Raw genomic sequence first — 17,143 nt, 5'->3', positions numbered from 1 at the left:
TCGTGTTCGTTTTACAAGATCGGCCGACCGCCGGTGACGGCTATGCGCGCACCCGAGATGTAGCTGCCGTCGTCCGAGGCGAGCAGGACGTAGGCGGGGGCCAGCTCGGCGGGTTGGCCGGCTCGGCCGAGCGGAACATCGTCGCCGAATTTGGCGACCTTCTCGGGCGGCATCGTCGACGGGATCAGCGGGGTCCAGATCGGTCCCGGCGCCACGCTGTTCACGCGGATGCCGCGGTCGCCCAGCAGCTGGGCCAGGCTGGCGGAGAAGTTCGCGATGGCCGCCTTGGTGGCGGCGTACGGGGCCAGCGTGGGTGAGGGCATATCGGAATTGACCGAGGAGCTGCCGATAATCGACGCGCCCTCGGGCATATGCGGCAGGGCGGCCTTGACCAAACGGAAGTACGCGCTGACGTTCAGGTGGAAGGTGTAGTCGAATTCGTCGTCGCTGATCTCTTCCAGGGTTTCGTGGGTCATCTGGTAGGCCGCGTTGCTGACCAGGACATCGATCTTGCCGAATTCCTGCGCGGCGCGGTCGATGACGGTCCGGCAGTGCCCCGGCTCGGCGAGATCGCCGCGCACGAGGACCGCTTTACGCCCGGCCTGCTCGACGAGCGCGGCCACCTCCTTCGCGTCGTCGTCCTCGCTCAGATAGGAGATCAAGACGTCCGCGCCTTCGCGCGCGAACGCGATCGCCACCGCGCGGCCGATGCCGCTGTCCGCGCCGGTGATCACGGCCGATTTGCCGGTCAACTTGCCCGACCCCTGGTAGCTGTCCTCGCCGCAGTCCGGCACCGGAGTCATCTGGTTCTGCGTCCCCGGTACCGCTTGCTGCTGTTCAGGAAATCCCATTGACCGACTCCTCCTCTGTAGTTGCGCCACGTGCTTGGCGACTACCGCGATTCGCGGTCGGTAAACACGGCCTTTCCGGATAGCTGAGATCACGTGACATTCGTCCGGAGTACGGATTAGCAACCGGGGTGCTGGGTAGCGCCTCGACTACGCGGACGATTGGTATCCACCGATCCAAGGCAATACCGCGGTATCCACCAGCGAGGGAGGATCAATGGTTTCCCAGGACGTTATCGCCCAGCTTCGCCAGGACATCACGACCGCGGAAGACGCCGGAGACGAGGCGGCCGCGGCACGACTACGCGCGGACCTCGACGCCGCGACGAGAACCGCCCAGCCCCAGCGCGACACCACCGACGAGACCGTCGCCGCGGGCCTGGCGGGTGTCGCCGCGGCACCCCAACCAGCGGACAACACTGTCCGGCAACCCGCCGAAGATCTGGGCCCCGGCAGCTACGACGGAAGCGTCGACCCGGAGACGAACATCCCTGGCTCGACCCCTGAGGGAGTGCAGGAACCACCCGACTGACCCAGCCTGAGCAGTATGCAGACCTTGAAAGTGGTGACGTTCAATGTGCTGGCGTCGGCATATGCCGACTGGCAGGCGCGACGACGGGTGATCGCCGCGGAATTCGCGCGGTTACGACCCGATATCGTCGCGCTGCAGGAAGTCCGCACCGTGCCTGACGCGGCCGAAGTCAGCGAACTCCTCGGCCCGGGCTGGCATATCGCCCCGCATATCCGCACCGGGCCCGACGGTGTCGGTGCGATCCTGGCCAGTCGCCGGCCCTTCGGGCAAGTGCGGCACGCCGACCTCGAATTCAACGAGCGCGCCGCCCGATTCCCTTGGTCGGGCACGCTTGCCGCCGAAATCTCACTACCGCCACCCTTCGGTCCCGCACTGCTCGTCCACCACAAGCCTGTCTTTCACTGTGGATTCGAGTACGAACGTGAACGGCAAGCCGTGCTCGCCGCCCGACTCGTCGAAGACCTCGTAGCCGAACGAGGCCACCACGTCATCGTGCTCGGCGACTTCGACGCCGCTCCGGACACCGCGAGTATGCGGTTCTGGACTGGCCGTCAATCTTTGGACCGGACCAGCGTCAGCTACTACGACGCCTGGGAGTCGGCGCATCCCGGCGAGCCCGGACATACCTTCACTCCGGAGAACCCGCTGGTACGCGCCGGTGACATGCCGCTGATACCAGGGCGGCGGATCGATTATGTGCTGATTCGAGGTACCCACTACGGCCCCACACTGCGGGTCGAAGCCTGCGACCGCGTCTTTCGCACACCGGACGAACACGGGGTCCAGGCCAGTGACCACTACGGCGTGCTGGCCGAACTCAGCGTGCCCTCGCGCCCACCCGGTGCGATGGCGCCGGAGATGGCGGCTGTGACGCGGGCGGGCGTTTAGCCCCCTCTGCAGGTGGAATCGCCGGATAGAGATCAACAACCAGAAGACGGGCGTTCGAGTACTCAGGAGGATGGCATGGCGGGTCACCGGCTGACCGGTGTTCGTGCGATTTCGACGTTGGCGGATCTGGGGGCCGCCGGTTTCGCCGCCGGGGTCATCGCCCGGCGACGCCGGGTGGTCGGGTTGCTGGAACGGACGCAGGCCGACCGGGCCGCCGTCCGGCGGATGCGTCGACTCCGGCGCGAGTTCGGCTCCGGTCCAGTGGAATTGGTGCTGCCGGGCCGGCGGGTGGTGGTCATCGTCGACCCGGCGGATGTCGAACGGGTACTGGAGCAGGCCCCCACCCCGTTCCATCCGGCGAACCTGGAGAAGCGCGCGGCGTTACGTCAGTTCCAGCCGCACGGCGTCCTGATATCCGAGGGCAAAATGCGCACGGAACGCCGCGCCGTGAACGAGGCCGCCCTCGACACGGGCGCACCGCTGCATCATCTGGCCGAGCCGTTCACCGCGGCCATTTCCGACGAAGCCGAGAGCCTGCTCGAAACCGCTTGGCGGCGTGGCCATCTCGATGCCGAACAGTTCACCATCGCATGGTGGCGGCTGGTTCGCCGACTGGTGCTCGGCGCGGCCGCGCGCGACGACGACGAGATCACCGATCAACTGTGGCGACTACGTTCGGCAGCCAACTGGTCATTCCTGGCGCCGCAGCGCCGGAAACGGCGTGATGAATTCGCGGGCGCGCTGTACCGGTACGCCGAGTCCGCCGAGCCGGAAACCCTGCTCGGTGCGCTCACCTCCATCCCGGCCTCCGGAGCCGCGGATCCCGTGGGTCAGGTTCCGCACTGGCTGTTCGCCTTCGACGCGGCGGGCATGGCGCTGAGCCGGACCTTGGCACTGCTGGCCACCCACCCGGAGCAGCGCGCCCGGGCGGTCGCCGAAGCGCGCGAGCCGACCGCGACGCTGCCCTATGCGCGCGCATGCGTGCTGGAATCGGTACGCCTGTGGCCGACCACGCCACTGATCCTGCGGGACACCACCGAGGACACCGTGTGGGGCAGCGGCACCGAGCAGTTCACCATCGACCGGGGCGCGGCGCTGCTGGTCGCGGCCGTCGCCTTCCATCGCGATGACCAGCTGCTCCCCTTCGCCCACGAGTTCGCGCCCGACATCTGGCTGGACGGTCGCGCCGCGCAATATCCGCAGCTGGTGCCGTTCAGCGCGGGCCCCGCGGTCTGTCCGGGTCGCGACCTCGTACTCTTCGTCACCAGCACCCTGCTGGCCGAACTGCTGCGGGCCTCGACCTTCGAGCTGCGATCCGAGCCCACCCTGGACCCGGGCGCACCGTTGCCGTTCACCTTCAACAACTTCGGCGTCGACTTCACCACCACCCGAGCGCGCGAACTCCACCTGCTCTGAGCGCCCGCGGCCCGGTCCGCGCCCCGGGTTTGCCGCAGAGCGCCGAGGGTAGAGCGCAGGCAGGCACACCCGCACGCCCACGATTCGGTTAGGAGCGGCCAATGACTGCCATGGATCCCGACCCCGCCAAGACCCCGGACCTGGAGCCGGGCGGCGGCGTCGCACCGGGTTCGACCCCGCCGGAGACGCCACAGACATCGGGTCTGTCCGCACCCGAGCCCGCCACCCGCCATCGTTTCCCGGTGACCGGTATCGGGGCGATCGTCGTGATCGTGGTCATCATCGCGCTGTTCACGGCGGCCGCGGTGGGAATCGTCATCTCGATCATCTAGCCGTCGCCCTCCTCCGTGCGAGCACCGGAGGCGGATTACCGCGCCCGATCGGGCAGGGCGGCGACATCGGTTGTCTCACGACCACAGGAGGAGTGACATGTCGACGCAGGTGTCGGACTATGTGCTGCAGCGGCTGCGGGAATGGGGTGTCGAGCAGGTTTTCGGCTATCCGGGCGACGGCATCAACGGCTTGGTGGCCGCGTTCGGCCGCGCCGACAACAACCCCCGTTTCGTGCAGGCCCGGCATGAGGAGATGGCAGCGTTCGAGGCCGTGGGCTACGCCAAGTTCAGCGGCCAGGTCGGCGTGTGTATCGCCACCTCGGGACCGGGCGCGATCCATCTGCTCAACGGTCTCTACGACGCCAAACTCGATCATGTGCCGGTCGTCGCGATAGTGGGACAGACCGCTCGCGGCGCGATGGGCGGCAGCTATCAGCAGGAGGTCGACCTGCAGAATCTGTTCAAAGACGTGGCCTCGGATTATCTGGTGCAGGTCAACGTCGCGAGCCAGCTACCCAACGCGCTGGATCGGGCGTTCCGGACGGCCATGGCGCGGCGGGCTCCGACCGCCGTGATCATCCCGGCCGACTTGCAGGAGGAAACCTACGAGCCGCCGCAGCACGCGTTCAAGCAGGTGCCGTCCAGCCCGCCCGCTCCCCTGACGACCACTCCCGTTCCGCCTGCCGCGGAGATTCAGCGGGCTGCCGAGATCCTGAACGCCGGCGAACGAGTGGCGATACTGATCGGCCAAGGCGCGCGTGGCGCGGCGGCAGAAGTGCGCGAGCTCGCCGAGCTGACCGGCGCGGGAGTGGCCAAAGCGTTGCTGGGCAAAGATGTGCTGCCCGACGATCTGCCCTATGTCACCGGCTCGATCGGCTTGCTCGGCACCCGCCCGAGCTATGAGCTCATGCGGGACTGCGACACCCTGCTGATCATCGGCTCCAACTTTCCCTACACCCAGTTCATGCCGGAGCTGGACCAGGCGCGAGCGGTGCAGATCGACCTCGACGGCGCGCTCATCGGTATGCGCTATCCCACCGAGGTCAATCTGGTCGGTGACGCGCGCGCCACACTCCGTGAACTCGTTCCGCTGCTGAAGCGGCAGTCGAACCGCTCGTGGCGGGAAACGATCGAGAAGAACGTGCAACGCTGGTGGCAGACGGTCGAACACCAGGCCATGGTCGGCGCTGAACCGATCAACCCGATGCGCGTGATATGGGAACTGTCCCAGCGCATTCCGGACAACGCCATCGTCACCGCCGACTCCGGCTCCTCCACCAACTGGTATGCCCGCTGCCTGCGCATGCGTGGCCAGATCCGCGCGTCGCTGTCGGGCACTCTGGCCACCATGGGCGCGGGTGTCCCCTACGCCATCGGTGCGAAGTTCGCCCATCCCGACCGTCCCGCCATCGCCCTGGTCGGCGACGGCGCCATGCAGATGAACGGGCTGGCCGAACTGATGACCATCACCCGCTACCAGCATTTGTGGAGCGACCCCAGATTGGTCGTCTGCGTATTCCACAACAACGACCTCAATCAGGTCACCTGGGAGCTGCGCGCCATGGGCGGTGCACCGAAATTCGAAGAGTCCCAGTCACTTCCGGATGTCTCCTATGCCGCGCTGGCGCGCGACATGGGCGTGCGGGCGATCGCGGTGCAGGACCCCGCCGATCTGGGCGACGCCTGGGACCGGGCGCTCAGCGCCGACCAGCCGGTCCTGCTCGATGTGCGCTGCGACCCCGAGGTACCACCCATCCCGCCGCACGCCAGTTACGAACAGGTCAAAGACCTCGGCAAAGCCATCTTCAGCGGTGACCCCGACGCCTGGCACCTGATGTGGCAGGGCGTCAAGGCCAAAGCCCAAGAGTTGCGCCGCTGACGGCGGCGAAATCAGCTTCTCCGTACACCGCGCAGCAATCGGACCACCGCGCGCTCGACGATCTGCTGGCTCTCCTGGTCGGAGGCGGCGGCGCCCGCCTTGCGCAACGCCGCCTCGATCGTCGCCCCTTGCTCGTACGCCTCCAGAACCCGCGGATCGATATAGGAGGCCCGCGCGACAGCGGGTGTATTGCCCAGTGCCGCAGCGACATCGGCGATGACCGCACGCTCGACCGCTTTCCGGCCCCGCTGCGAGTCCGGGCGACCGGCCGCCGCGAACCCGGCGGCGGCCAGCACCGTGGCGTGCCAGGTCCGCAAATCCTTGGCGCTGCACTCGCAACCGGCCAGTTCCCGGAAACGCTCGTTCACGTCCTCGGCGTGCAGCTCGCAGTACCGCGTGCCTTGCCGGTAGACCAGCAGCCGCTGCGAATCGGCGCGGCAGCGGCGCAACGACCGAATGGTTTTGGCCAGATCCGGATCGGCGACCCGGACGCGTCGCTGGATTCCGCCCTTGGCCGGATAGTCGAACAGCATCTCGTCACCGGACAGGCGCACCTGCTCGCGAAGCAAGGTGGCCACGCCGCGGGTTCCGTTCTCCTGCGCGTATTCCTCACCGCCGACGCGGAATACGCCCCGATCCACCAGCCCCAGCGCGACCGCGGTCACCCGGCGACGGTCCAGGCCGGTGCGCCGCAGATCCTCCCGGATCCGCTGCCGCACGCCGGGCAGCTCGGCCGCGAGCTCTAGTACCCGATCGAACTTCTCCTCGTCGCGCTCTTCGCGCCATCGCTCGTGATACAGATATTGGCGGCGTCCGGCCGCGTCGACGCCGACCGCCTGAATATGCCCGTTCGCATGCGGACAGATCCACACATCACGCCAGGCGGGCGGAATGACCAGGGCGCGAATACGTTCGAGCGTCTCGTCGTCCGAAACGCGATCGCCCGTTCCGCTGACATAGCTGAAACCCCGGCCCCGCTTCACGCGCCGGATACCCGGTCTGTTCGGGTTACTACGCCGCAACCGCATGCCGCTCCTTCCGCCGGACTCACCGCACCACCCCCGCCGGAGTGGTCTCGGTACGACATTCCCGGCCGATTCACGGTGAAACGACGAGCAATGGCGTGGCCCGGGACGCCCGCCACCGTGGTGATGGCGATCACGGAGCGCCCGCCGCGTCCCACCCCGTCTGCGTGCCCGGTGCGTCATCATGGTCAGATAGTGGGGTTGACCCCGGTGTGAAGGAGTTCGGTGTGCGCGTCCCGTTGGCGCTTGCGAGTGCGGCGACGCTGCTGTTGTTGACGGGGTGTTCCTCGACCGGCGACAAACCCGACGCTCCGACTCGCGAACCGGCCACCGCCGCCGTCGCTCCCGCACCCGTCAGCGCGCCCGCCGGACAGGTCGTCCCGCTGGGCCGCTCGGTCTCCGCGCTGGTCGCCGATCCCGGTACCGGCCAGCTCGCCGCGCTCGACGGCAATGGCGTGCTGCTCATCGACCCCGGTACCGCCGCCGTGCGCACCGTCACACTGCCCGCCCCGGGTGTGACCCTGGCTCCGGGCAAGCCCGGCGAGATCCTGGTCGCCGCACCCCAGCGGGTCGTGCGGATCGATGTCGCCACCGCCGCGGCCACCGAGATCCCGGTCGAGGGCGACGTGCGCTCAGTGCTGGGAGGCAGTGACGGCACCGTGCTCGCGGGCACCGCCGACGGACGTGTGCGCACGCTCGCCGCCGACGGCACGGTGGTGCGCACCGTGTCCGGTCTGGTCTCGGCCGACGTGCTCGCCCGGACGCTGGATCACCTGACTGTCCTGGACCGGCATCAGTCCTCGATCACCGAGATCGACCCCGATGCGGACACCCTCGGCCTGGCCCAGCGCGCGGGTGACGGCGCGACCAACATGATCGCCGACCACTTCGGCCGCGTGCTGGTCATCGACAGCGCCGATAACGAATTGCTGGTCTACAGCACCGGACCGCTGCTTCTGCGCCAGCGTTTCCCGGTAGGATCGTCGCCTTACGCACTTGCATACGATCAGCGGTCGGAGACCGTGTGGGTGACGTGCACGCAGAGTAACGAGGTGGTCGGATTCGATCTCGCGACGGGTATACCGGTGGAGGTGGGCCGTTATCCGACGGTGCGCCAGCCCAACTCGGTAGCCGTCGACGAACGCACCGGGGACCTGTTCGTCGGTTCCGCGACCGGTGACGGGCTACAGCGGATCCGGGCGGACCAGCGGAAGAGAGGGCAGTGATTTGAGGCCGGAACACTCCCGCGCTTTACCGGCGAGCTGGACGGAAAACACAAGCGACGACTACGAATACGTGCCGTTGCGACTACCTAAGGACATGAATCGGGTGACCGCCTCGATGCGCCTGGCCATCCAGGCCGAGTTCGGCGGCTGGGAACTGTCGCGAGTGCGCGCCTACACCGACGGCAGCCGCCGGGTGCTGCTGCGCCGCCGCAAATCCGCGCTGCTACCCCAGCCCGAGCCGGGGATGTGAGGCCGATGTACGCGATCTTGCTGCGCTTGATGTTCCTGCTCGACACCGAACGCATCCACCACTGGGCTTTCGCCGCGATGCGACTGTCCGCGCGGTTCGCACCGACGCGGGTCGTCATGCGCAAGATGCTGGTCGCCGACGATCCGATCCTGCGCAACCGGGTGTTCGGGGTCGACTTCCCCGCCCCGCTGGGCATGGCCGCGGGATTCGACAAGAACGCCGACGGTGCCGACGCGTGGGGTCCGATGGGATTCGGCTACGCCGAAATCGGCACCGTCACCGCCCAGGCGCAGCCGGGCAATCCGGCGCCGCGCCTGTTCCGGCTGCCCGCCGATCGCGCCCTGATCAATCGCATGGGTTTCAACAACCTCGGTGCCGCCCAGGCCGCCGAGCAGCTGCGCGCGCGTCCGTCGACGGTGCCGATCGGCGCCAATATCGGTAAGACCAAGATCGTGGAACCGGCCGACGCCGCCGCCGACTACGCGACCAGCGCCGCCCTGCTGGGCCCGCTCGCGGATTTCGTGGTCGTCAATGTCAGCTCGCCCAACACGCCCGGCCTGCGTGATCTGCAGGCCGTGGAATCGCTGCGTCCGGTGCTGCAGGCGGTGCTCGACACCGTGCGGGTCCCGGTGCTGGTGAAGATCGCCCCCGACCTGTCCGACGACGATATCGACGCGGTCGCCGACCTGGCCGTCGAGCTCGGCTTGGCCGGCATCGTCGCCACCAATACCACCATCGGCCGCGACGGCCTGCGCACCGACGCCGCCGAGGTCGCCGCCATGGGCGCGGGCGGGTTGTCCGGTCCCCCGGTCGCCGACCGCTCGCTCGAGGTGCTGCGCCGGCTGTATCGCCGCGTCGGCGATCAGGTCGTGCTGATCTCGGTCGGCGGCATCGAAACGGCCGACCAGGCTTTCGAGCGGATCCTGGCCGGTGCCAGCCTGCTGCAGGGGTTCACCGGCTTCATCTACGGCGGCCCGTTCTGGGCCCGCACCATCCACCGCGGCATCGCCGAGCGCCTGCGCCGGCACGGTTACACCTCGCTGGCCGAGGCGGTCGGCGCGGAGAACGTCGCCCGCGCCTGAGCCCGCGCCACAGCGCGAGCACGCCTATCCTGGTGTGCCGCAACACAAAGCACCGCATACGGGAGTAGTCGATGGCCGAGCAGGACGCGGCGATCGCGGCCCTCTGCGAGGTACTCACCCGGCTGAGCAGACGCACCGGCCTGACCGTCGATCGCCTGCGCACCACCGAAGTCGATGTGGCCCCGCTACTTTCGCTACCGGTGATACACGATCACTCCCACCGCACCGGAGCCGCACCCCAGGAAGTCGCGACCGCGATGGTGCGCGCCGCCGCACGCGGCCTCCCCCCGACCGACCGTCTGATCGCCGACGCGGCGCTACGCCTGGGCCTGCTCCGCAAGAACCCGCCCGACACCATCGACCTGAACCACCTGTACGCACCGGGCCTGAACGCCCGGCGAGCGGCACTCCTCACCCACTGGACCCACCTACACGACTTCACCCGCGCCCTACACACCCCACCGCCCCCAGCAACCAGCGCATTGCGAGCCCGAAGCGAGCCACGCGCGCTGACGGCCCTGGCACACCTCCTGGTCACCACCCCATCCGATAACCCGACCAGTCGAGCGCCGGGAAACGTTGCAGCACAGGCTGATTCGCGACGCACACGGAGTGCCGTCACGACAGTCAGCGACGCACAGCCCGGTTCACAGCATGCCCGAGGTGTCATGTCGGTCGGCGACCCACAGCCTGACTCGCGGCATGCAAGGGATGTCGTCACCACCGTCGCCGACCCACAATCTGGTTCGCGGCATACGCAGGGTGTCGTCACGGTGGTCGGTGAGGCGGTGCTCGAGCACATCTACCGCGTCGGCCAGGTTCCCCCGGCCGGGTCTTCCACGACCGGTAGCTTCCAGGCACATCCTGGCGGCAAGGGGCTCAACCATGCTGTTGCCGCGGCGCGGCTCGGGCTGGAGGTTCGGTTGGTCGCTGCGGTCGGTGATGACGAGGCCGGTCGCTGGATTCGGGACTACCTGCGCTCGGAGCATGTCGGCGCCGAGTTGGTGCGGGTTGTTCCGCAGGCTCGCACGCCGGTCACCGCTGTCATGGTTACCGGCACCGGTGCCGCCAGCACCATCGGCTGTCGCGAGGAACAGGTCCGGTCCGGTATGCGGCGACTCGGTGACACGGAATTCGAAGGCATCATCGCCGGTTCGGACGCGGTATTGCTCACCTTCGATCAGCCGATGGTGGAACTCGAGCGGGTGTTGACCATCCTGCGCGAGCTGGAGACACCACCTGTGGTCGTCATGCAGCCGTCGCCGCGGATCGATAATCCGCAGCACCTGTACCGGTTTCTGCGCAGCGTCGACTATCTGGTCGGCACCCCGCGGCAATTGGCGCGGATGCTGCCCGAAGCGGCGGAGTCCGCGAGCGGCGATCCGGCGCGGCGGTTGCGCTCGCTGGGCGTGCGGGCGGTCTGCGAAATCTCCGACTTCGGCTGCACCGTGGACTCCGAGCCGGTGCACACCCGGATACCGCCCTTCCCGGCGGCCCTGCGCGACTCTCCCGGCGCGCACTCCGCATTCGCCGCCGCACTGATGCGCCGGGTGCTCACCTCGCGGCGGCCCGCGACCGAAGCCGATTACCGGTGGGCGACGGCGGCCATGGTCGCGGCCCAATCCTTCGGCGACGCGCAAGGGGCGATGCCGTCGGCCCACGAGATCGACCGGATCATGCGCCTCGCCGGATGATCGAGCTACACCCCGCCCGCCGGGGTACACCCCCGGTCGCCGGGCTCGACCCCGCCCCGAGCCCGGCGACCGTCTCGAGCCCCGCAACCGGCTCGACCGCCTCGCGGTCATGGATGCGGCCGCCGCGGTTACCCGACCAGATGTGGCCGGTGCCGGTATCTTTCGGTCACCGGCGGTTCTTCGGGCTGGAACCGCAATCGGGCGATCATCCGCTTGGAAAGCATGATCACCGCCTGTTCCCAGAGCAGGCCGAGTTCGGCGGCGCAGTCGGCCGCACGAGCCTGGGCGATGCGACTGTGGACCGAGTCCATGTCGCTGAGGATTTCGTCCAGTTCCATACCGGCCCGTGCCTGTTCGCGGGTCAGCAGTCGGTCGGGCAACCAGCTCAGCCGCCACATTCGGGCGCCTTCGCCGGTGGACCGGTACGCCGTCTCAGGGGTGATGTCGCTGGTCATGGTCCATTCGGTGGTACGGATCATTGGGGCTCTCTCCGGGTGCCGCGGCTCGATGACGGGCCGCTCTGACGGAATTCTGAGTTGTCCAGCGCAGCGGATGGCTCGAAGGTGTGCCATCCGGTCGTGCCGGAATGCCTGGGTGCTGCGGATCTTCGGGAGATCCATTCCCGCACTTCGGTGGTGATATCGCTGGTCAGGGCATATTCGGTTACATGTCGCCGCACGGTTATCTCCGCAGATGCAGCCGGGTGAACACCCGCCGCACCGGTGTCGCGGTCGGGTGGCCCCGCTCAGCGGCGGGTTCCGGGACCAGGCCGGCGTGCAGCAGTTCGCGCAATTCCATTGCCGCCCGGGCTTGTTCCCGGGTGTACAGCACCGACGAGTCCGGCTCCCAACTCAGCCGCCACGCCGGCTCCGCGGCGAAGCGACTGGGCCGCCAAGCCCAATCCGGCGTGACGCTGCTGGTCATATGCCGGCTGCTGGCGTAGATCGTCACGGCTGTCTCCCGAGAGGCGTGTCGTCGACCGGTGCGCTGTCGGGTACGTAAGGATCCGCCGACCGGTAAGACCGGTCGGTCGGGTGAGTCCGAAAGCTGATTGCGGCCCGGCGTCGACAAGGACAAGGTGTCTGTGGGAATGCGGCGAACCAAGCGGCGTCGCCTAGCCTCGGACGTTCGGCTCCAGCTCGGTATCGGGCCGGTGCTGCCTGCGTCGGCGGATGCGCCGTTTCACGAGAACCACTCTCATCACCAGACCCTCCCGAGCTTCTGGTGGGGCGATGTCGCCAAGACTCCGGTGTGGGCTGAGCCGAGAGGACCATCGCTGCAACTACTTTGACAATTGCCACCATGTCGGCGTCAATTGTCATGACGTATATGGAATTCACCGCGCGCGGGCTGGCTAAACACGCAGATGCCGCCTATCGTGAGCGCCATACGCCAGCAAACCCCCCGACCACCTCAGGAGTGGATCGCGCTATGGCACCGCAGGACTCAGGAGCCGCCGCGGTGCAGAACATTCTCACCCGGCTGGGAAAGCATCGCGGCCTGGTCGGCGGCGCGGCACGCCTGCGCGCCTCCGTCGTCGACATCGGCCCGCTGCTGGAGGTGGAAGCGGTCCGCAAACGCGCCTACCGCGATCGTGTGGAGCCGGAGCAGGCGGTGCTGTCGGTGGTGCGCGACCTCGCCCGGCAACTCCCGCCGACCGAACGCCTGATCGCCGACGCCGCCCTGGCACTCGAGTTACTGGCGGAGAATCCGCCCGACGGTGTGGATCTGGGCCGGTTCTACGGCGCCGACCTCGGCAAGCGGCGCGAGTTCCTCACCGAGAACTGGGCAGCGCTGCTGACCCATCTCGGCGTCGAGCTGATCCCGGCGGCGCCCTCGGTGCGATCGCTGCGGGAAAAGCGTGAACACCACGCCGTCACCCTGCTCGCACGCCTGCTCGCCAGCGAAACCAGTTACGGCGGAACATCTTACGGACTCGCCACGGCCACCGAGATCGGCGTCCGGCAGCGCGCCTCACGCACGGCCAAGGGCGTCGTCACCGTGATCGGCGACGCCGTCATCGATCACATCTACCGCACCGATCTCATGCCCACCGTGGGCGGCCCACCGGCCCGCGGCCGGTTCGAGGAACGGATCGGCGGCAAAGGACTCAACCGGGCAGTCGCCGCGGCCCGCCTCGGGTACCAGGTGCGGCTGCTCACCGCGGTGGGAGACGATGTCTACGGCCATCGCATCCTGCATCGGTTACGCGAGGAGAAGATCGATACCGAACTGGTCAAATTGTTGCCGGGGTTGCGAACTCCGGTGGCGGCCATGATCATTACCGGCACCGGCGGGATCGGCACCATCGGCAACATCGATGCGGCCGTCCGGCTCAGCGAGAACGACCTGAACAATCCCGCGGCCCGCGAGGCGCTGATCGAATCCGACGCCTTGCTGATGACATTCGAACAACCCATCACCGTCATCGAGCAGGCCTTCCGGACAGTCCGGTTGGCCCAGGATCCGCCCTGGCTGCTGGTGCAACCCACACCGTCGCTGGACCGCCCCCAGTATCTGTACGAATACTTCGGCCAGATCGACTACCTGATCGGAACCCGCCGGGAACTGAGCAGTCTGCTCGCGCCGGGCGAGCGCGCCGCCACGTCGCCGACCCGCGGCGGGCGGGCCGGGGACGCGGAACTGGTGGCCCAGCAACTCCTTGCTATGGGCGTGGACACGGTCTGCACCGTCGAAGGCTTCGAGTGCGCCGCGCGCTCGGCGCAGACCGAATACCGCATCCCCCGCCCCATCGCCGCCCAGCTCGACGAATCCCCCGGCGCCCGTGCGGCTTTCGCCGCCGCCCTGGCCTCCCGGCTGCTGACGAACGAGCGCTCGGCGGATCGAGACGATTTCGCCTGGGCCACGGCCGCGATGGCGGCCACACAGTCGTTCAGCGACGTCGCCGACGCCATGCCGCTCGCCGAGGAGATCGACCGCATCGCGCGCTTCCCCGCGAACGGCACCGAGGGGAACTGACCATGGCCGTCACAGCAAACGGGTCGGCCGAGTGCCGTCGCAGGTGGTCGCCTCGACACGTTCGATAGTCGGTCGCTATCGTCACTCCACACCGTCTCGCTCCGGCCAGGCATCCCGCGCCGGATGTTTTCCGCTCTGCCCCAGACTTTTTCATCCCATCACTACATCGGAGGAGCATTGAACACTGACGCCGGGATCCTCGCGGAAACCGCACACACGCTGACCCGCAAGGGTCGCGATTTGCAGGTCCGAGTCCAGGAGTTGCCTGCCGAATGCGACGGTGGCTATCTTCTGGTTTTCGGGGAGCCCGGTGCCGGCTGTCTGGTGCGGGTGCATTCCCGCTGCCTCTACGGCGACGCTTTGCGGTCCGACGATTGCGACTGCGGCCCCGAGCTGGACATGGCCATGGACATGATCCAGGACGAAGGGTCCGGCGTCTTGGTCTACCTCGAGCAGGAGGGTCGCGGCGTCGGGCTGATCGCGAAGGCGCGAGGACTGCGGCGGACCGAACTGTCCGGGGAGGACACCTTCACCAGCTATCACAGCCTCGGCTATCCGGAGGACGCGCGGTGCTACAAGCTGGCGGCCCGCGCGCTCGCCGACCTGTTGTCCGGTGCGTTCGGCGTCGACTCGGTGCGCCTGCTCACCAACAATCCGGACAAGGTGCAAGCACTGGAGTCGGCCGGGCTCGCGGTGCGGCCGGTGCCGCTGGGCACGCAGGCTCGCAGCGAGCGTGCCCGCAAATATCTGGAAGCCAAACGGCGGCACCGCCGGCATTGGATCCCGCTCGAAGCGGCGCTGCAGGACACCGCGACCCTCGAACCGCTGTCTCTCGATGCCCCCTGGGACGAGCAGACCGCCGCCGCCGCCCCTGAGCTGCCGCGTTGGCGCTCCTGGCTGCGGAAAAAGAATCCGGCGACGACCGGCCCTACTGCCTGAATCCCGGTCCCGGAATACCCGGCATCCGGGTAACGGACGCCACTTTACTGTTTCTTTGGCTACGATAAGTGAGCCGCGCCACTCGATGACGCGCCGCACCGTGAGTTGATGACGCAACCTTCTGCACACTGTGTCAGCCGTGGTACGGCGCTTCGAGGACGGTTCTCCACACTGAGCTATCGGGAACAGGAATATGAGCACTACAGAAATCGGTTTCGCGCACGAGTCCGGCAAGACGGTCTATACCGTTCCCGAGGCATTCCAGGAGACGATCAAGCTTCGGCCGGACGCCATCGCGTTGCGGACGGTCGGCGGCACCACCGAGATCAGCTGGCAGCAGTACGGCGACCGGGTCCGGGTCATCGCGGCGGGCCTGGCGAAGCTGGGTATCGGCCACGGCGACACCGTCGGGATCATGCTCACCAACCGGCCGGAGTTCAACCTGGTCGACACCGCCGCGCTGCACCTGGGCGCCACCCCCTTCTCCATCTACAACACCAGCTCGCCCGAGCAGATCACGCATCTGTTCAGCAATGCCGAGAACAAGGTCGTGATCACCGAGCGCGCCTTCCTGGCGACCATCCGGGCCGCGGGCGTGGAACTCGAGCACATCGTGCTCGTCGACGGCCCCGCCGAGGGCGCGCTCGACCTGACGGCCGTGGAGGCGGATCCGCTGCTGGACTTCGACTTCGACGAGTCCTGGAAAGCCGTGAACCCCGGCGACCTGGCCACGCTGATCTACACCTCCGGCACCACCGGCCCGTCCAAGGGCGTGGAGATCACCCACCGCAATGTGCTGGCTCAGATCATCGCGCTGGTCAATGGTCCGCTGCGGGTCGGCTATGACGATCGCGCCATCTCCTACCTGCCGGCCGCGCACGTCGCCGACCGCATCTCCGGACACGCCATCAGCCTGCTCACCGGCATGCTCGTCACCTGCGTGCCGGACCCGCGGGAGATCGCCGCCGCGCTGCCCGACGCCCGCCCGACCGTGTTCTTCGGTGTGCCGCGGGTGTGGCAGAAGATCAAGGCCGGTATCGACGGCAAGCTGTCCACCGAGCCGAGCCCAGTGAAGAAGAAGCTGGCCAACTGGGCGATCGAGACCGGCATCGCGGCTGCCCGCGCCGACCTGGCCGGCAAGAGCCGCGGCCCGGTGCTCGGCCTGCAGTACAAGGTCGCGGACACGCTCGTGCTGTCGAAGCTGCGCGCCGCCCTGGGCATGGACAACCTCAAGGTCGCCGCCTCCGGTGCGGCCGCGATCCCGCCGGAAACCCTCGAGTACTACCTCGGTCTCGGGTTCACCGTCACCGAGGTCTGGGGCATGTCCGAGACCACCGGCGTCGGCACCTACACCGAACTGAACAAGCCGCGCCCCGGCTCGGTCGGCCGCGCGGTCGACGGGCTCGAGCTGCGCTTGGGCGAGGACGGCGAACTGCTGTGCCGCGGCCCGATCGTCACTCCCGGCTACCGCAAGCAGGCCGAGAAGACCAAGGAAGCCATCGACGACGACGGCTGGCTGCACACCGGTGACGTCGCCACCATCGACGCCGACGGCTACGTGCGCATCGTGGACCGCAAGAAGGAACTGATCATCAACGAGGCGGGGAAGAACCTGTCCCCCACCAATATCGAGAACTCGGTGAAGTCGGCGTCCTCGCTGATCGGTCAGGTCGTCGCGATCGGTGAGGCCAAGCCCTACATCGGCGCGCTGATCACCCTCGATCCCGACACCGCCGCCCTGCGAGCCAAGGCGCTGGACGTCCCCGGCGACGATCTCGCCGCGCTGTCCACCCGCAAGGAGATCCTGGACGAGGTGCGCGCGGCCGTCGAGGCGGGCAACCGGAAGCTGTCGCGGGTGGAGCAGATCAAGCGCTTCACCGTGGTTCCGCAGCCGTGGGAGCCGGGCGGCGAGGAGCTCACCCCGACCATGAAACTCAAGCGCAATCCGATCGCGGCCAAGTACGGCGCGGAGATCGCCTCGCTGTATGAGAAGGACGCCCCGGCCAACGTCATCGACATGAAGTAGTTCGCCGGAAACGACGGTGGCCCCGGG

At 68.0% G+C, this 17,143-nt stretch carries 16 protein-coding genes; 12 read left to right on the top strand and 4 right to left on the bottom strand.

Annotation, left to right across the window (positions count from 1 at the left end):
* Positions 1 to 11: 11 nt before the first annotated feature.
* Positions 12 to 851 carry an SDR family oxidoreductase gene (locus BJ987_RS23670; protein WP_209894126.1) on the bottom strand — a complete coding sequence of 280 codons (840 nt, stop codon included), beginning with the start codon at positions 849 to 851 and terminating at the stop codon, positions 12 to 14.
* Positions 852 to 1,065: 214 nt separating this feature from the next.
* On the opposite strand from BJ987_RS23670, the gene BJ987_RS23665 reads away from it, so the two are divergent.
* The 5 genes from BJ987_RS23665 to BJ987_RS23645 all read left to right on the top strand — a co-directional run bounded on the left by BJ987_RS23665 (position 1,066) and on the right by BJ987_RS23645 (position 5,895).
* Positions 1,066 to 1,380 carry a hypothetical protein gene (locus BJ987_RS23665; protein ID WP_209894123.1) on the top strand — a complete coding sequence of 105 codons (315 nt, stop codon included), beginning with the start codon at positions 1,066 to 1,068 and terminating at the stop codon, positions 1,378 to 1,380.
* Between the two features lie 15 nt (positions 1,381 to 1,395).
* Positions 1,396 to 2,268 (top strand): endonuclease/exonuclease/phosphatase family protein, encoded by an 873-nt coding sequence (locus tag BJ987_RS23660; RefSeq protein ID WP_209894120.1) that lies wholly within the window; start codon positions 1,396 to 1,398, stop codon positions 2,266 to 2,268.
* 75 nt (positions 2,269 to 2,343) lie between these two features.
* Entirely contained in the window at positions 2,344 to 3,684 is a 1,341-nt protein-coding gene (locus BJ987_RS23655; protein ID WP_209894117.1) for a cytochrome P450, read from the top strand.
* A 101-nt stretch (positions 3,685 to 3,785) separates the two neighbouring features.
* Positions 3,786 to 4,016 carry a DUF6480 family protein gene (locus BJ987_RS23650; RefSeq protein ID WP_209894114.1) on the top strand — a complete coding sequence of 77 codons (231 nt, stop codon included), beginning with the start codon at positions 3,786 to 3,788 and terminating at the stop codon, positions 4,014 to 4,016.
* 97 nt (positions 4,017 to 4,113) lie between these two features.
* Entirely contained in the window at positions 4,114 to 5,895 is a 1,782-nt protein-coding gene (locus BJ987_RS23645; RefSeq protein ID WP_209894113.1) for a thiamine pyrophosphate-requiring protein, read from the top strand.
* An 11-nt stretch (positions 5,896 to 5,906) separates the two neighbouring features.
* Here the strand turns inward: BJ987_RS23645 and BJ987_RS23640 are convergent, their stop codons facing one another.
* A complete protein-coding gene (locus tag BJ987_RS23640; RefSeq protein ID WP_209894110.1) occupies positions 5,907 to 6,923 on the bottom strand; it encodes a DNA topoisomerase IB in 1,017 nt (338 codons plus the stop codon).
* Positions 6,924 to 7,147: 224 nt separating this feature from the next.
* On the opposite strand from BJ987_RS23640, the gene BJ987_RS23635 reads away from it, so the two are divergent.
* From BJ987_RS23635 to BJ987_RS23620, 4 genes are all read left to right on the top strand, one after another.
* On the top strand, positions 7,148 to 8,146 hold the full coding sequence (locus BJ987_RS23635) for a YncE family protein (protein ID WP_209894106.1): 999 nt from the start codon (positions 7,148 to 7,150) through the stop codon (positions 8,144 to 8,146).
* A gap of 1 nt (position 8,147) precedes the next feature.
* Positions 8,148 to 8,396, top strand: a complete 249-nt coding sequence (locus BJ987_RS23630; RefSeq protein ID WP_209894104.1) for a DUF5703 family protein — start codon at positions 8,148 to 8,150, stop codon at positions 8,394 to 8,396.
* Between the two features lie 5 nt (positions 8,397 to 8,401).
* Positions 8,402 to 9,478 (top strand): quinone-dependent dihydroorotate dehydrogenase, encoded by a 1,077-nt coding sequence (locus BJ987_RS23625; protein WP_209894101.1) that lies wholly within the window; start codon positions 8,402 to 8,404, stop codon positions 9,476 to 9,478.
* 71 nt (positions 9,479 to 9,549) lie between these two features.
* The gene (locus BJ987_RS23620) at positions 9,550 to 11,172 is read left to right on the top strand and encodes a PfkB family carbohydrate kinase (RefSeq protein ID WP_209894099.1); all 1,623 of its coding nucleotides are present in this window, start codon (positions 9,550 to 9,552) and stop codon (positions 11,170 to 11,172) included.
* A 128-nt stretch (positions 11,173 to 11,300) separates the two neighbouring features.
* Here the strand turns inward: BJ987_RS23620 and BJ987_RS23615 are convergent, their stop codons facing one another.
* Complete coding sequence (locus tag BJ987_RS23615) at positions 11,301 to 11,651, bottom strand: hypothetical protein (RefSeq protein ID WP_209894096.1); 351 nt, start codon at positions 11,649 to 11,651, stop codon at positions 11,301 to 11,303.
* A 202-nt stretch (positions 11,652 to 11,853) separates the two neighbouring features.
* Positions 11,854 to 12,123 (bottom strand): hypothetical protein, encoded by a 270-nt coding sequence (locus BJ987_RS23610; RefSeq protein WP_209894094.1) that lies wholly within the window; start codon positions 12,121 to 12,123, stop codon positions 11,854 to 11,856.
* A 480-nt stretch (positions 12,124 to 12,603) separates the two neighbouring features.
* Between BJ987_RS23610 and BJ987_RS23605 the strand changes: the two genes are divergently transcribed.
* The 3 genes from BJ987_RS23605 (at position 12,604) to BJ987_RS23595 (ending at position 17,116) form a co-directional block, all read left to right on the top strand.
* Complete coding sequence (locus BJ987_RS23605; protein WP_209894092.1) at positions 12,604 to 14,151, top strand: PfkB family carbohydrate kinase; 1,548 nt, start codon at positions 12,604 to 12,606, stop codon at positions 14,149 to 14,151.
* A 177-nt stretch (positions 14,152 to 14,328) separates the two neighbouring features.
* On the top strand, positions 14,329 to 15,090 hold the full coding sequence (gene ribA / locus BJ987_RS23600) for a GTP cyclohydrolase II RibA (protein ID WP_245366097.1): 762 nt from the start codon (positions 14,329 to 14,331) through the stop codon (positions 15,088 to 15,090).
* A 193-nt stretch (positions 15,091 to 15,283) separates the two neighbouring features.
* Positions 15,284 to 17,116: an AMP-dependent synthetase/ligase gene (locus BJ987_RS23595; protein ID WP_209894086.1), complete on the top strand. Its 1,833-nt coding sequence runs from the start codon at positions 15,284 to 15,286 to the stop codon at positions 17,114 to 17,116.
* Positions 17,117 to 17,143 lie beyond the last annotated feature (27 nt).

The sequence above is a fragment of the Nocardia goodfellowii genome (genome assembly GCF_017875645.1).
Taxonomy (GTDB): Bacteria; Actinomycetota; Actinomycetes; order Mycobacteriales; family Mycobacteriaceae; genus Nocardia; species Nocardia goodfellowii.
This window is presented reverse-complemented; position numbering and strand designations above follow the sequence as displayed.

Bases quoted from the DNA above. Each gene is read 5' to 3' on its own strand.
- BJ987_RS23670 (WP_209894126.1), bottom strand. From the start codon at position 851: ATGGGATTTCCTGAACAGCAGCAAGCGGTACCGGGGACGCAGAACCAG.
- BJ987_RS23665 (WP_209894123.1), top strand. From the start codon at position 1,066: ATGGTTTCCCAGGACGTTATCGCCCAGCTTCGCCAGGACATCACGACC.
- BJ987_RS23660 (WP_209894120.1), top strand. From the start codon at position 1,396: ATGCAGACCTTGAAAGTGGTGACGTTCAATGTGCTGGCGTCGGCATAT.
- BJ987_RS23655 (WP_209894117.1), top strand. From the start codon at position 2,344: ATGGCGGGTCACCGGCTGACCGGTGTTCGTGCGATTTCGACGTTGGCG.
- BJ987_RS23650 (WP_209894114.1), top strand. From the start codon at position 3,786: ATGACTGCCATGGATCCCGACCCCGCCAAGACCCCGGACCTGGAGCCG.
- BJ987_RS23645 (WP_209894113.1), top strand. From the start codon at position 4,114: ATGTCGACGCAGGTGTCGGACTATGTGCTGCAGCGGCTGCGGGAATGG.
- BJ987_RS23640 (WP_209894110.1), bottom strand. From the start codon at position 6,923: ATGCGGTTGCGGCGTAGTAACCCGAACAGACCGGGTATCCGGCGCGTG.
- BJ987_RS23625 (WP_209894101.1), top strand. From the start codon at position 8,402: ATGTACGCGATCTTGCTGCGCTTGATGTTCCTGCTCGACACCGAACGC.
- BJ987_RS23620 (WP_209894099.1), top strand. From the start codon at position 9,550: ATGGCCGAGCAGGACGCGGCGATCGCGGCCCTCTGCGAGGTACTCACC.
- BJ987_RS23615 (WP_209894096.1), bottom strand. From the start codon at position 11,651: ATGATCCGTACCACCGAATGGACCATGACCAGCGACATCACCCCTGAG.
- BJ987_RS23605 (WP_209894092.1), top strand. From the start codon at position 12,604: ATGGCACCGCAGGACTCAGGAGCCGCCGCGGTGCAGAACATTCTCACC.
- BJ987_RS23595 (WP_209894086.1), top strand. From the start codon at position 15,284: ATGAGCACTACAGAAATCGGTTTCGCGCACGAGTCCGGCAAGACGGTC.